This window comes from Rhodococcus sp. WB1 (assembly GCF_001700945.1).
GTDB classification, from domain to species: domain Bacteria; phylum Actinomycetota; class Actinomycetes; order Mycobacteriales; family Mycobacteriaceae; genus Rhodococcus; species Rhodococcus aetherivorans.
This window is the reverse complement of sequence record NZ_CP015529.1, coordinates 1624988-1639132: the sequence shown is the minus strand read 5'-3', so window position 1 is coordinate 1639132 and position 14145 is coordinate 1624988. Positions and strand designations below refer to the sequence as shown.

Sequence of the window (14145 nt, the reverse complement as noted above, 5' to 3'; positions counted from 1 at the left end):
ACGCGCGCCGGTGGCGCCTCAGACGCCCGTCGGGACCGGCTCGAGGATCTCCGCGCGGGCCTCCGGGGCGGCGGCCCGCAGCGCATCGGCGGACTCGTCGTCGGGCCGGCTCTGCGAGCGGATCTCCGCTTCGACCCGGGCCCGGTAGGTCGCAATCTCCTGCTCCACCGTCGCGGCATCCCAGCCGAGGACGGGGGCGACCAGGCGGGCCGTCTGCTCGGCGCAGTGCACGCCGCGGTGCGGGTACTCGATGGAGATGCGGGTGCGGCGGGCGAGGATGTCCTCGAGATGCAGCGCTCCCTCCGCGGCCGCCGCGTACACGACCTCCACCTGCAGGTACTGCGGCGCATCCGTGAGCGGCTCGAGCAGCTCGGGACGGTCGGCCGCCAGTTCCAGCATCTCGTCGATCAGCGACCCGTACCGGTCGAGCAGATGCTTGACCCGGTACGGGTGCAGGCCGTACCGCTCGGCGAGCTGCATCGTCTGGTTCACGAGCGCGAAATAGCCGTCGGCACCCACCAGCGGCACCCGCTCGGTGATGGACGGGGCGATCCGCGCGGGGATGTCCTCCGCCGCCAGGTCGACGGCGTCCTCGGCCATCACGCGGTAGGTGGTGTACTTGCCGCCGGCGATCGCCACGAGGCCGGGTGCGACCCGGGCGACGGCGTGCTCGCGCGACAGCTTCGACGTCTCGTCGCTCTCCCCGGCCAGCAGCGGCCGCAGGCCCGCGTACACGCCGTCGATGTCGTCGTCGGTCAGCGGGACGACCAGGACCCGGTTCACGTGGTCGAGGATGTAGTCGATGTCGGCCTTCGTCGCGGCCGGGTGGGCGAGGTCGAGGTTCCAATCGGTGTCGGTGGTGCCGATGATCCAATGGCTGCCCCACGGGATCACGAACAGCACCGACTTCTCGGTGCGCAGGATGATCGCCGAGTCGCTGACGATCCGGTCGCGCGGCACCACGATGTGCACGCCTTTCGAGGCGCGCACCCGGAACCGGCCGCGCTGCCGGGACAGGGCCTGGATCTCGTCGGTCCACACCCCCGTGGCGTTGATCACCACGTGCCCCTTCACCTCGGTGACCGACCCGTCCTCCGAGTCGCGCACCCGCACGCCGGAGACGCGGTCGGCCTCGCGCAGGAACCCGACCACCTGGGTCGAGGTCCGCACCACGGCGCCGTAGTGCGCGGCCGTGCGGGCCACGGTCATGGTGTGACGGGCGTCGTCGACGACGGTGTCGTAGTACCGGATCCCGCCCACGAGCGAGTCGCGCTTGAGCCCGGGCGCCATGCGCAACGCCGCGGAGCGGGTCAGGTGTTTCTGCGCGGGCACGGACTTGGCGCCGCCCATCCGGTCGTACAGGAAGATGCCCGCGGCAATGTACGGGCGCTCCCACACCCGGTGGGTGAGGGGGAAGAGGAACTTCAACGGCTTGACCAGATGCGGCGCCAGCGTCGAGAGCGACAGCTCGCGTTCCCGCAGCGCCTCGCGGACGAGCCCGAACTCGAGCTGCTCGAGATACCGCAGCCCACCGTGGAACATCTTCGACGAGCGGCTCGACGTGCCGGAGGCGAAGTCCCGTGCCTCCACGAGGGCGACCTTCAACCCGCGGGTGGCGGCGTCCAGGGCGGCACCGGCGCCGACGACGCCGCCGCCGATGACCACCACGTCGAACTGCTCCGAACCGAGCCGTCGCCACGCGTCACGGCGCTGCTGCGGCCCGAGAATCTGGACGCCTGGTTGGTTGGTCACCGCATCGCTCCCGTGAGTCGCCGACGTTTCCGCACTCAGGCTAGTAGGTTCGTCCGCAGACTGCCGTCCCGAACCATACGCCCGGAGAGGTTGCCGTGACCCGATACATCGCCGCGATCGATCAGGGGACCACGTCGAGCCGCTGCATCATCTTCGACCACGACGGCCGCATCGTGGCCTGGGCCCAGACCGAACACGAGCAGATCCTCCCCCGCGCCGGCTGGGTGGAACACGATCCGGAAACGCTGTGGCTCAACACCCGCGAAGTCGCCGCCCTGGCCCTGGCGAAGGCGGATCTGACACGCGCCGACATCGCCGCGATCGGCATCACCAACCAGCGCGAGACGACGGTCGTGTGGGAACGCTCCACCGGCCGGCCCGTCCACAACGCGATCGTGTGGCAGGACACCCGCACCGATCGCCTGGTCGAGCAGCTCGCCGGCGACGCGGGCGTGGACCGGTATCGCAAGGCCACGGGCCTGCCGCTGTCGACGTACTTCGCGGGCCCGAAGGTGCGGTGGATCCTCGACAACGTCGAGGGCGCCCGGGAGAAGGCGGAGGCCGGCGAGCTCGCGTTCGGGACGGTGGACAGCTGGATCCTGTGGAACCTCACCGGCGGCACCGGCGCGGGCAACCGGCAGCCGGGAGTGCATCTCACCGACGTCACCAACGCCTCTCGCACGATGCTCATGAATCTTGAGACGCTGCAATGGGATCCGGACATCTGCGCGGACTTCGGGATCCCGATGTCGATGCTGCCGGAGATCCGCAGCTCGTCGGAGATCTACGGGTACGCCCGCGAACGCGGGCCGCTCGCCGGCGTCCCGGTGGCGGGCATCCTCGGCGACCAGCAGGCCGCGACGTTCGGCCAGGCGTGCCTGTCGCCGGGCGAGGCGAAGAACACCTACGGGACCGGGAACTTCCTGCTCCTCAACACCGGGACGACGCCGGTCCGGAGCGAGCACGGGCTGCTGACCACCGTCTGCTACCGCGTCGGCGACGCCCCGGCGGTGTATGCCCTCGAGGGTTCGATCGCGGTCACGGGGTCGCTCGTGCAGTGGATGCGCGACAATCTCGGGCTCATCCGCACGGCCGCGGAGATCGAGGATCTCGCCGCGACCGTCCCCGACAACGGCGGCGCGTACTTCGTGCCGGCGTTCTCCGGCCTGTTCGCGCCGCGGTGGCGCCCCGACGCGCGCGGCGTGATCGCCGGGCTCACCCGCTTCGTCAACCGGGGGCACCTGGCGCGCGCCGCGCTCGAGGCGACCGCCTACCAGACCCGCGAGGTGATCGAGGCGATGCACGCCGACTCCGGCGTCGAGTTGCACACCCTGAAGGTGGACGGCGGGATGGTCGTCAACGAAACCCTGATGCAGTTCCAATCGGACATCCTCGGCGCCCCGGTGGTCCGGCCCGTGGTCGCCGAGACCACCGCGCTCGGCGCGGCCTACGCGGCGGGCCTGGCGGTCGGCTTCTGGGACGGCGAGGACGACATCCGGCGCAACTGGGCGGCCGGCCGCACCTGGGAACCGAAGATGGACGCCGCCGAGCGGGAGCGGCTCTACGCCGAGTGGAACAAGGCGGTCGAGCGGACCTACGGCTGGGCCTGAGCCGCGTTACGCACGGGCCGTCCTGTGCTGCAGGGCGCGCACGGCGCGGCCGAGCCGGCGCGCCGCCTCGGCGAGGTCGGCCTCCCCGGCGGTGGCGAAGCACAGCCGTGCAGTGCGACCGTGGTCCCCGGACACCGCGAAGGCGGTCCCCGGCACGAACGCGACACCGTGCTCGGCCGCGACGGGCAGCAACTCGGCCGTGTCGAGCTCACCGGCGAACCGCACCCAGGTGAACATGCCGCCGCGCACGGCGGAGGAGACGACCGCGTCGCCGAACTCCGCGGCGAGGGCGGTCGACAGCGCCGTGGCCCGGGCGCCGTAGGTGCCCCGGAGCCGGTCGAGATGCCCGGCGTACCAGGGCCCGTCGGCGAGGAGCGCGGCGGCGATCGCCTGGGTCAGGGACGAGCCGCACAGATCGGCGCCCTGTTTCAGCAGCTCCACGGCCGCGCACAGCCGCCGGTCGCCGTGCAGCCAGCCCACCCGTAATGCCGGGGCGAGGGTCTTCGAGGCACTCGAGAGCCGGACGACGCGGTCCGACCAGGACGCGACGGGCGCCGGAGGTGCCTGTCCGAACCACAGCTCGCCGTACGGATCGTCCTCGACGACGCGGAATCCGTACCGGTCGGCGAGGGCCGCGAGGTGCCGGCGCCGAGCCGCGGACAACACGACCCCGCGCGGGTTGTGGAACGTGGCGACGGTGTGCACGAGCACCGGCCACTCCCCCGCCGCCAGGAGGCGTTCGAGCGCCTCCGTGTCCATGCCGTCGTCGTCGAGCGGTACCGGGACCACGCGGGCCTCGGCGGCGTGGAAGACCTGCAGCGCACCGGTGTACGCGGGCTCCTCGACGATCACCGTGTCACCCGGGTCGAGCAGCACCTGAGCGAGCAGGCTCAGCGCCTGCTGGGAGCCGTGGGTGACGACGACCTCGTCCGGGTGGACGGCGCGTCCGAGCCGCTCGCCCTCCCGCGCGGCGAGCACGGCGCGCAGGTCGCCGCGACCGGAGGTCGCGGCGTACTGGGCGGCAGCCGGGTCACGGAGCACGGTGGCGGCCGCGTCGGCGATCTCCGCGGTGGGCAGCAGCTCGGGCGCGGGGAGCCCGCCGGCGAGGCTGAGGACGTCCGGTCGGGCGGTCAGGGCGAGCAGATCACGGATGGCGGAGCTGCGCAGGCCGCGCAACCTGCGGGCGGTGCGGATACTGCCCTCGACGGACACGGGAACTCCTGGACGGGTTGAGAGAAGACCTCTTTCGTCCCGGGTCCGCGGTCGGCGCGAGGCTGTCGATGACGGACCGGATCCGGTCCTCGCCCCACCGTAGCACCACCTGCCCATAGCGTGGAATGCGGATCCCACACTATGGAACCCTGATCCGGTGGGGCGAAGCCGGCGCGGGAGCCGCGGCGCGCCGGCCTCGGGGAACCTTCATCCCGAAACGTGCTCACCCGGCAGGGGGTGCAGCACCCGCGTACGCATCGCATCGGCAGCGACGTCACGCGGGTCGGTGAGGTAGTACTCCCGGAACGGCCCCTCGGCCGCGAGACCGCGCTCGTCGAGCCACCCGAACAGTGCGTGGTAGGCGACCGGCAGCAGCGCGACCGGACCGACGAAGTCCACGCCCGCGAAAGTCCCGCCCGGCAGCGTCGTCGTGGCAGTTTCCGCACGTCCGAGCGGGGACCGCAACTCGAGACCGACGCCAAACTGCACCACGCCGTCGAGGGTGGCCGGGTACTGCCCCACCACCGGCGCGTCGGTGGGCAGCCCGGCGCTCGACGCGTCGGCCAGCAGCGCCGTCACGAGGTTCGTCACATCCGAATCCAGAGATTCGGCGGTCGATTCCCCATTGCGCCACAAGACCGTTCGATCCTCGATCCAGTGCCGGCGCACGGCGAGGCCGCCGGCTTCGGCCTCGGCGAGGGAGGCGACGAGGGCGAGCGCCCGGTGCTTACGGGCGGCCTCGCGCTCGATCCGTTCCCGCTCCGCGGCGAGGACGACCTCGGTGTGTCCGGGGTCCTGCAGGAGGAGACGGATCGCGGGGACGGATACCTCGGCTCTGCGCAATACCGCGATGCGCAGAGCCGAGGCGAGCTGCTCGCGCGAGTAGTACCGGTATCCGGTACGCGGATCGACCCGGCCTGGAGCGAGCAGCCGTTCGCGGTCGTAGTGGCGCAGCGTCCTGACGCTCAGCCGGGACATCCGCGCGAACTCGCCGATGCTCAGCCATCCGTCGGCCGGGCTCACCCGGTCACCACCGCCCCGCTTCCGGCAACCTCCGGCGCGTACGGGATCACCGTGATGACGTCGACGAGCAGGCCGTCGGGATCGACGGTCATGAAGTGCCGCTGCCCGAAGTCCTCGTCGCGCAGTTCCAACGCGACCGGGAGTGCGAGGTCGCCGGCGCGCGCATACACGGCGTCCACGTCGTCGACCTCCACCGAGATCAGCACGCCGGCGGGAGCGGAGAGGTGGGCTCGGGGAATCGTCTCGTGGCCGCGTGCCACGAGACCGAGCTGCACGGTCTCGTCGGTCGCCGCCTGCAGCTGCGCATACCAGCCGCTGTCGAAAACCACACGCAGACCGAGCAGCCCGGCATAGAAGTCGCGGCTGCGGGCGACGTCGTGAGCGGGGACCACGGGGAAGATGCTGTTCGTTCGCATGCGTCCACCGTCGACCCTCCCCCAGCGAGAGAGTCAAGAACGTCGACGCCGGTCATCCCGCTCAGTCCAGGTGGTCGTCGTGCCGCATCAGCTGGCGCGCCGCCTCGGTGATCGACCCGGTCAGCGACGGGTACACCGAGAAGGTGTGGGCGAGATCGTCGACGCTGAGATTGTTCTGCACCGCGATCGCGATGGGCAGGATCAGCTCCGAGGCGGTGGGGGCGACCACCACGCCACCGATCACGACGCCGGTGGCGGGACGGCAGAAGATCTTCACGAAGCCGCGGCGCAGCCCCGACATCTTCGCACGGGGATTGGTGTGCAGCGGCAGCATCACGGTGCGGGCCGGCACCTCGCCGTTGTCGATCGCGGCCTGGCTGACGCCGACCGTGGCGATCTCGGGCCGCGTGAACACCGCCGAGGCGACGGTCTTGAGCCGGATCGGGCTCACCCCCTCGCCGAGGGCGTGGTACATCGCGATGCGGCCCTGCATCGCGGCCACCGACGCCAGCGGCAGCAGCCCGGTGCAGTCGCCGGCGGCGTAGATACCCGAGACGGACGTGCGCGAGACCCGGTCGACCTGGAGGTAACCGCCCCGGTCGAGTTGCAGGCCGACCTTCTCGAGCCCGAGGTCGGAGGTGTTCGGCACCGAGCCGACCGTCATCAGGGCATGGCTGCCCTCGACGATGCGCCCGTCGGCCAGCTTGACCCGGATCCCGTTCGCGGTGCGCTCGACGGCGTCGGCACGGGCGTGCTTGACCAGGTTCACGCCCCGCTCGGCGAAGGCGTCCTCGAGCACGAGGGCGGCGTCCTCGTCCTCGTGCGGCAGCACCCGGTCGCGGCTCGAGACCAGCGTCACCTGGACACCGACCTCCGTGTAGGCGGAGACGAACTCGGCGCCGGTGACACCGGAACCGACGACCACGAGGTGCTCGGGCAGCGCGTCGAGGTCGTAGAGCTGACGCCAGTTGAGGATGCGGTCGCCGTCCGGCTCCGCGCCGGGCAGCACCCGCGGGCTCGCGCCGGTCGCGATGAGCACGACGTCGGCGTCGAGGATCCGCTCCTCGCCCGTGAAGAGGTTGGCGCGCACCTGGTGCGCCGCCATCCCGACCTGGCTGTCGATGAGCTCGCCGCGGCCGCTGAGCAACTGCACGCCGGCCGCCTCGAGCTTGGTGCGGATGTCCGCGGACTGCGCGCGGGCGAGGCTCTTGACCCGGGCGTTGACCTCGGGCAGCGCCACCCCGGAGCTTTCGAGCTGGACGCCGAGGTCGGCGGCTCGGCGCATGTCGGTGCGGATGCCGGTGGACGCGATGAACGTCTTGGACGGCACGCAGTCGAAGAGCACGCAGGCACCGCCGACCCCGTCCGAATCGATCAGTGACACGGTCGCGCCGTACTGAGCCGCCACCAGCGCCGCCTCGTAGCCCGCAGGGCCGCCGCCGATGATCACGATCCGGGTCATTGTTCTCCTCTGTATCGATTCCGAGATGGTCCTCGGTCCGGGTGTGCGGGCGCCGGGGTTGCCGAACGTCCGCAGACACGCTATGCCACCGGCCCCGTCCTGCGCACGCGGACTCGGCCACGCAGCGGCCAGCGCCCCGTGTCCTGCGCCGGACGGTCAGCCATTAGCCTGTACCCCGTGCCGATCTACGCCGCCTACGGCTCCAACATGCATCCCGAGCAGATGCTGCAGCGCTGCCCGCATTCGCCGATGGCCGGAACCGGCTGGCTCCACGGCTGGCGGCTGACGTTCAGCGGCGGCGACATCGGCTGGGAGGGTGCGCTCGCCACCGTCGTCGAGGATCCCGACTCGAAGGTGTTCGTGGTGCTGTACGACGTACCCGACGAGGACGAACGCAGCCTCGACCGGTGGGAGGGCTCCGAACTCGGCATCCACCGCAAGATCCGGCTGCGCGTGGACACCGACGACGGTCCCGTGCTCGCCTGGCTGTACGTCCTCGACGCGTACGAGGGCGGCCTGCCGTCGGCCCGCTACCTGGGCGTGATGGCCGACGCCGCCGAGATCGCGGGAGCCCCCGCCGACTACGTGCGCGACCTGCGCACCCGCAACAGCCGCAACGTCGGGCCGGGCCGGCCCGACAGCTTCTAGTCCCCGGCCGGCCGGTCCGGGTAGAACGGCACGGGGACGCCGACCCGCAGCGTCACCGGATCCCCGGCCTGCACGTCGTGCGACGCGGCCCGCTGCGCCCGGATCGTCTGCCCGGCGCCGGTCACCCGCACCTCCGTCAGTGCCCCGCCGAAGGCGATGTCGAGCACGGTGAACTTCGACGGCTCGTCGGCCGCGGCGACCTGCACCTGTTCCGGGCGCACGAGCACGTGACCCTTGCCGTGGGCCGGGGCGGCGAGCGGGACCGCACCGATCACCGTGTGCGCGCGGTCGCCGTCCGCATCGGCGTCGAGCACGACCGAATCCCCCACGAATGCGCCCACCTCGAGCGTCGCGGGCCACCGATAGACCTCCTCCGGGGTGCCCACCTGGGCGACACGCCCGCCGAGCATCACCGCGACCGTGTCCGCGATGGCCAGGGCCTCGGCCTGGTCGTGGGTGACCAGCACGGAGGCGACCTCCTGGTCCCGCAGCAGGGCGCGGACCTCGGCGCGCAGACTGGCCCGCAGCCCGGCGTCGAGGGCGCTGAACGGCTCGTCGAGCAGTACGACGGACGGGTTCGGGGCCAGCGCCCGCGCCAGCGCGATGCGCTGCTGCTGGCCGCCGGACAACTGCGACGGCTTGCGCTGACCGGTGCCGGCCAGGCCGACCAGGTCGAGCAGTTCCGCCACGCGGCGGTGCCGGACGGACTTCTGCCGCACCATCGATCGCCACGTCGGCTGCACCAGCCCGTAGCCGACGTTGCGCGCCACGCTCAGATGCGGGAAGAGCGCACCCTCCTGCGGCACCAGCCCCACCCCCCGGCGCTCCGGCGGCAGAGCCGTGAGGTCGCGTCCGTCCGCGACGACGTGCCCCGCGCTCGCCGGGTGCAGACCCGCGACGACGCGCAGCAGCGTGGTCTTGCCCCCGCCCGAGGGCCCGAGTACGGCCAGCAACGCGCCTCGCTCCACCGTCAGCGAGACGTCGCTGACGACCTCGGTCCGCCCGTACCGGGCGCATACGCCCTCGATGGAGAGCCCGCTCATTCCTCACCGCCACTTTCCGCATCGACCCGGCCCCGCAACAGTCGGCCCAGCACCAGCGACGGCAGCGCGGCGATGAGCACCAGGATCGCGGCGTACGGGGCCGCCGAACCGTATTCGAGGGTCTCGGTGTACTTCCACATCCGTGACGCCAGGGTGTCCTCCCCGATCGGCACGAGCAACAACGTCGCGGGCAGTTCCTTCGCGATGGTGAGGAACGCCAGCGCCGCGCCCGCCACGACACCGGGCGCGGCCAGCGGGATCATCACCCGGACGCCGGTCCGCAGCCGTCCGCTGCCGAGGGTCGCGGACGCGTCCTCGAGGCCGAGCGGGATCGAGGCGACGGCCGCGCGGATCGACCCGACGGCGAGCGGCAGGAACAACACCGCGTAGCCGATCACGAGCATCGGGGTGTGCTGGTACCACTGCGGCAGCAGCCGGATACCGAAGAAGACCAGAGCCAGACCCACGGTGATGCCGGGCAGCGCGAACCCGACGTAGGAGGCGCTCTCGGTGAACCGCGCCACCGGCGAGGTCGAACGCGCCGCCAGGGTGCCCACCGGCAGGGCCAGCGCCGTCGTCAGCAACGCCCCCAGGGCCGCCACCCACAGCGTGTACGTCGTCGCCGTCCAGATCCCCGCCCAGTCGATCGCCGCCTGCTGCGAGAACCACAGCCAGCGCGCAAGTCCGGCCAGCGGCACGCCGACGCTCACCACCAGCACGACGGCGAGGAACGTCAGGGCCGTCCACCGCTGCCCGCCCAGCGGCACGGCCGCGACGGCTCGTGGGGCGCCGGAACCGACGCGCGCGGTGGCCCCGCGGCGCACCCGGCGCTCGGAGACCGTCAGCGCGACGGCGAGAACGACGAGCACCAAGCCGAACACCGCGGCCGGGGTGCGGTCGAGCAGCCCCCGGTAGCTGCCGTAGATGGCGAGGGTGAAGGCCTCGTACCGCATCAGCGCGACGGCGCCGAAGTCGCTGAGGGTGTACAGCGCCACCAGCAGGCCGCCGGCCGCCGCGGTCGGCCACACCTGACGCAGGGTCACGGTGAGCGTGGTGCGCAGCCGGGACCGGCCGAGGGTGCGGGCCACCTCCTCGAGTCCCGGATCGACCGAGGCCAGCGCGGCGGACACCGGCAGGTACACGTACGGGAAGCTCGCCGCGGTGAGGACCAGCGCGGCCCCCGCGAAACCCGCGAGGCCGGGGAACTGGGCGATGTAGACGAAGCCGGACACGTACGACGGGATGGCGAGCGGAACGCTCAGCGCCAGGGCGAACCACCGCCGGCCGGGCAGGTCGGTGCGTGCCGTGAGCCACGCGGCGGTGACGCCGATCACGAGGCAGGCGACGGTGACGGTGAGCGCGAGAATGCCGCTGCGCCACACCAGATCGAGGGTGCGCTGCCGGAACACCAGCGACCACACGCGGTCGGGGCCGTCTGCGAACGCACGCATGACCAGGTGTGCCACCGGGGCGAGCGCGAACACCGAGACACCCAGCGCAGCCAGCGTGAGAACGGGCCGGCTGCGCCGGGTGGGACGGAGAGCGGCGAGCTGGATCAGATGAATCCCAGCTCCTGCAGCAACGCCTGGGTCTGCTCGAGCGAGGCGAGTTCGGCGAGTTCGATGTCGGAGTTGCCGATCTCCGACAGCGGACGCAGCTGGTCCTTGGTCTCGACGCCCTCGACGACCGGGTACTCGGCCGTCTCGTCGGCGAAGTAGGCCTGGGCCTCGGGCGAGAGCAGCGCGGCGACGAACTGCTCCGCCTGCTCCTTCTGGTCCGTGGTCTTCAGCACGCCGGCCCCGGCGATGTTCACCAGCGCGCCCGGATCACCGGCCTGGAAGTAGTAGACCTGCACGTTCAGGTTCTCGGCACCGCGCTCGTCCGCGAGGCCGTACCAGTAGTAGTGGTTGGTCAGGCCGAGGGTGACCTGGCCGGTGTCCACACCCTCCATCAGCGGGCCGTTGCCCTCGAAGGCCACCGGCTCGTTGGCCTTGAAGGCCTCGAGCCAGGCGCGGGCCCCGTCCTCGCCGCGCGCGACGCGCAGCCCGGTGACGAACGCCTGGAACGACGCGTTGGTCGGGGCGAAGCCGATCTGGCCCTTCCACTTCGGGTCCAGCAGGCCGTCGATGCCGGTGGGCAGATCCTGCGGCTGCACCTTCTCGTCGTTGTAGACGAGCACGCGGGCGCGCGCGGAGGTCGCCACCCAGGTGCCGTCGGCGGCGCGGTAGTCGGCGGGAACCAGCTCGGTCACCGACGCCGGCAGCGTCTCGAGCAGCCCCGCCTGGTCCAGCAGGCCGAGCGCACCGGCGTCCTGGGTGAACACCACGTCGGCCGGCGAGGAGCCGCCCTCCTCGACCAGCTTTCCGGTGATCTCGGGGGTGCTGCCGTAGACGACGTCGACCTCGAAGCCGAGGGTGCCCTCGAGCTGGTCGATCAGCGGCCCGACCAGGTTCTCGCTGCGCCCGGAGTACAGGGTGAGCGCACCGGTGGAGCCGCCCTCGGACTCACCCGATCCCGAGTCGCTGCCGCACGCGGCCAACACGGCGGCGACGACCCCGGCCGACAGTACGGCGACAGCTCTGCGTCGAAAATGCATCCGGACCTCCTGGCGTGAGCGACGACTCACAGGCAACGTACAGGTTGTGCAAGCCTAACCTGATCCCAGGACCAGGTTCGTCATCACCCGTACGCCGACGGCCAGGGCCCGCTCGTCGAGATCGAAGTCGGGCTGGTGGATGTCGAGCTTCGGCCCGGTCCCCCGCCACACACCCAGCCGGGCCATCGCCCCCGGAACCTGCTCGAGGTACCAGGAGAAGTCCTCCCCACCCCCGGACTGCGGGGTGTCCGCCAGCGCGTCCGGGTCGATCGCGCGCACCGCGTCCTCGACCATCCGGGCCGACACCTCGTCGTTGACGACGGGCGGCACACCGCGCCGGTAGTCCAGCTCGTAGCTCAGGCCGGTCGGCGCGAGCAGACCGTGCACGATCTCGCGCACCATCGGCTCGAGCAGCTCCCAGGTCTCGTGGTCGCCGGTGCGGACGGTGCCGGTCAGCATGCCGGTGCGGGGAATCGCATTCGCGGCCTTGCCCGCCGTCACCGCGCCCCACACCATCACCGTGCTCGTGCGCGGGTCGATGCGCCGGCTGAGCATGCCCGGCAGCCCGGTGATCACGGTGCCGAGCCCGTACACCAGATCGCCCGTCAGGTGCGGGCGGGAGGTGTGCCCGCCCGGCGAGTCGAGGACCAGTTCGACCGTGTCGGCGGCCGAGGTGATCGCCCCGACCCGCACCCCGACCCGGCCCGCCTCGAGCCGCGGATCGCAGTGCAACGCGAAGATCCGGGCCACCCCCTCGAGCGCGCCCGCGGCGACCACGTCGAGCGCGCCGCCGGGCATCACCTCTTCGGCCGGCTGGAAGATCAGCCGCACACCCACCGGCAGCTCGGGCACCGAGTGCAGCGCCAGCGCCGTGCCGAGCAGGACGGTGGTGTGGGCGTCGTGCCCGCAGGCGTGTGTCACGCCCGGCACGGTGGAGGCGAACGGCAGGCCCGTCAGCTCCTGCATGGGCAACGCGTCCATGTCGGCACGCAGGGCGATCCGCGGGCCCTCGGGGCCGAGATCGCAGATCAGGCCCGTGCCGCGCGGCAGCACCTTCGGCTCGAGCCCGGCGGCGGCGAGCGTGCTCCCGACGAACTCGGTGGTGGCGTACTCCTGACGGGCCAGTTCGGGATTGGCGTGGATGTGCCGGCGCCACGCCGACAGGTCGTCGGTGTGCTCGCCCAGCCACTTCTCGATGTACGGGTTCATCGGCGCGCCACGTTCTCGAGCAGCCGTGCACGCTGCGTGGGATCGGTCGCCGCCCGGGCCGCCGTCGCGGCGAGCGCGCGGGCGCCGTCGAGGACGGCGAGGTCCGCCGAGGCGGTGACGCACGCGGCGGCGAACGCCGCCTGGTGGGTCACCGCCCCACCCGAGTCGAGACCGATCACCGGGTGGATACCCGGCACCACGTTCGTCACGTTTCCCATGTCCGTGCTGCCCAGCGGGCGCGATCCTTCCTCCTCGACGGGCAGCGGCGTGCGCCCGAGACCGATGATCTCCTCACGATAAGCCCGGACCAGCCACGGGTCGGGAGTCAGTTCGGTATAGGTCGGCGACACGGTGCGGATCTCGTGCGTGCAGCCGGCGGCGAGAGCCCCCGCGGCGAAGCAGTTCCCGGCGCGCTCGGACAGGTCGGCGAGGGAGTCCGCGGTCGTCGCCCGCAGGTAGTACAGCAGTTCGGTGTGCGCGGGCACGATGTTCGGGGCGGTGCCGCCGTCGCTGACGATGCCGTGGATCTGCTGGCCGGGCAGCAGATGCTGACGCAGCAGGCCGACGGCGACCTGCGCGACGGTCGCGGCGTCGGCGGCGTTGCGGCCGTATTCGGGGGCGGCGGAGGCGTGCGCCTCGCGACCGGTGTAGGTGACGGCGATGTCGGCGAGGGCCAGCGACGTCGCCCCGGTGATGTCGAACGGGCCCGGGTGCACCATCAGGGCCATGCCGACGTCGGCGAACACACCGCGCTCGAGCATGAGCACCTTGCCGCCGCCGGTCTCCTCGGCGGGCGTGCCGATGACGCGGACGGTGATGCCGAGGGCGTCGGCGACCGCGGCGAGACCCAGGCCCGCGCCGGCGGCGGCGGCGGCGATGATGTTGTGCCCGCACGCGTGCCCGATTCCGGGCAGGGCGTCGTATTCGGCGCAGATGCCGACGACGAGTTCCCCGCTGCCGAACCGGGCGTCGAACGCGGTGGGCAGATCGGCGATCCCGGTGCGGACCTCGAATCCGCCGCCGCGCAGCAGTTCGACGATCTTCGCGGCGCTGCGGTGTTCGTCGAAGGCCAGTTCCGGCTCGGCGTGGATCGAATGCGACAGGGCGATCAGGCCGTCCGACGCAGCCTCGATCGCCCTGTCCGCATCGCTCGTCACCCGCTCAGTCTGGCACG

Annotated in this window: 12 protein-coding genes; 2 read left to right on the top strand and 10 right to left on the bottom strand. The window is 72.0% G+C overall.

The genetic code is table 11. The annotated features are described in order from the left end of the window. Positions 1-18 precede the first annotated feature (18 nt). A complete protein-coding gene (gene glpD, locus A4U64_RS07225; RefSeq protein WP_006939620.1) occupies positions 19-1752 on the bottom strand; it encodes a glycerol-3-phosphate dehydrogenase in 1734 nt (577 codons plus the stop codon). 95 nt (positions 1753-1847) lie between these two features. Here glpD and glpK point away from each other — a divergent pair, with 95 nt between their 5' ends. Then, positions 1848-3362, top strand: coding sequence for a glycerol kinase GlpK (gene glpK, locus A4U64_RS07220; protein ID WP_006939621.1), 1515 nt, complete (start codon positions 1848-1850; stop codon positions 3360-3362). 6 nt (positions 3363-3368) lie between these two features. Here the strand turns inward: glpK and A4U64_RS07215 are convergent, their stop codons facing one another. The 4 genes from A4U64_RS07215 to A4U64_RS07200 all read right to left on the bottom strand — a co-directional run bounded on the left by A4U64_RS07215 (position 3369) and on the right by A4U64_RS07200 (position 7475). Beyond that, a complete protein-coding gene (locus A4U64_RS07215; protein WP_065922377.1) occupies positions 3369-4574 on the bottom strand; it encodes an aminotransferase-like domain-containing protein in 1206 nt (401 codons plus the stop codon). 207 nt (positions 4575-4781) lie between these two features. After that, positions 4782-5597, bottom strand: coding sequence for a MerR family transcriptional regulator (locus tag A4U64_RS07210; RefSeq protein WP_065922376.1), 816 nt, complete (start codon positions 5595-5597; stop codon positions 4782-4784). Further along, entirely contained in the window at positions 5594-6013 is a 420-nt protein-coding gene (locus A4U64_RS07205; protein WP_029544686.1) for a VOC family protein, read from the bottom strand. Before A4U64_RS07205 ends, A4U64_RS07210 begins: the two co-directional genes overlap by 4 nt. Before the next feature lie 61 nt (positions 6014-6074). Then, positions 6075-7475: an NAD(P)H-quinone dehydrogenase gene (locus A4U64_RS07200; RefSeq protein ID WP_006939626.1), complete on the bottom strand. Its 1401-nt coding sequence runs from the start codon at positions 7473-7475 to the stop codon at positions 6075-6077. A gap of 177 nt (positions 7476-7652) precedes the next feature. Between A4U64_RS07200 and A4U64_RS07195 the strand changes: the two genes are divergently transcribed. After that, a complete protein-coding gene (locus tag A4U64_RS07195; protein ID WP_006939627.1) occupies positions 7653-8123 on the top strand; it encodes a gamma-glutamylcyclotransferase in 471 nt (156 codons plus the stop codon). On the opposite strand, the gene A4U64_RS29105 is transcribed toward A4U64_RS07195, so the two are convergent. From A4U64_RS29105 to A4U64_RS07170, 5 genes are all read right to left on the bottom strand, one after another. Continuing rightward, positions 8120-9166 carry an ABC transporter ATP-binding protein gene (locus tag A4U64_RS29105; RefSeq protein ID WP_065922375.1) on the bottom strand — a complete coding sequence of 349 codons (1047 nt, stop codon included), beginning with the start codon at positions 9164-9166 and terminating at the stop codon, positions 8120-8122. The two genes, A4U64_RS07195 and A4U64_RS29105, sit on opposite strands and share 4 nt — an antisense overlap. Further along, entirely contained in the window at positions 9163-10617 is a 1455-nt protein-coding gene (locus A4U64_RS07185) for an ABC transporter permease (protein ID WP_180987003.1), read from the bottom strand. Before A4U64_RS07185 ends, A4U64_RS29105 begins: the two co-directional genes overlap by 4 nt. Positions 10618-10721: 104 nt before the next feature. Further along, a complete protein-coding gene (locus A4U64_RS07180; RefSeq protein WP_006939636.1) occupies positions 10722-11762 on the bottom strand; it encodes an iron ABC transporter substrate-binding protein in 1041 nt (346 codons plus the stop codon). 54 nt (positions 11763-11816) lie between these two features. Then, entirely contained in the window at positions 11817-12971 is a 1155-nt protein-coding gene (locus A4U64_RS07175; protein WP_006939637.1) for a M20 family metallopeptidase, read from the bottom strand. Continuing rightward, positions 12968-14128: a M20 family metallopeptidase gene (locus A4U64_RS07170; RefSeq protein ID WP_065923430.1), complete on the bottom strand. Its 1161-nt coding sequence runs from the start codon at positions 14126-14128 to the stop codon at positions 12968-12970. Before A4U64_RS07170 ends, A4U64_RS07175 begins: the two co-directional genes overlap by 4 nt. Positions 14129-14145 lie beyond the last annotated feature (17 nt).

Coding starts and splice junctions, on each gene's coding strand:
- A4U64_RS07205 (WP_029544686.1), bottom strand. CDS start 6,013: ATGCGAACGAACAGCATCTTCCCCGTGGTCCCCGCTCACGACGTCGCC.
- A4U64_RS07200 (WP_006939626.1), bottom strand. CDS start 7,475: ATGACCCGGATCGTGATCATCGGCGGCGGCCCTGCGGGCTACGAGGCG.
- A4U64_RS29105 (WP_065922375.1), bottom strand. CDS start 9,166: ATGAGCGGGCTCTCCATCGAGGGCGTATGCGCCCGGTACGGGCGGACC.
- A4U64_RS07185 (WP_180987003.1), bottom strand. CDS start 10,617: ATGCGTGCGTTCGCAGACGGCCCCGACCGCGTGTGGTCGCTGGTGTTC.
- A4U64_RS07180 (WP_006939636.1), bottom strand. CDS start 11,762: ATGCATTTTCGACGCAGAGCTGTCGCCGTACTGTCGGCCGGGGTCGTC.
- A4U64_RS07175 (WP_006939637.1), bottom strand. CDS start 12,971: ATGAACCCGTACATCGAGAAGTGGCTGGGCGAGCACACCGACGACCTG.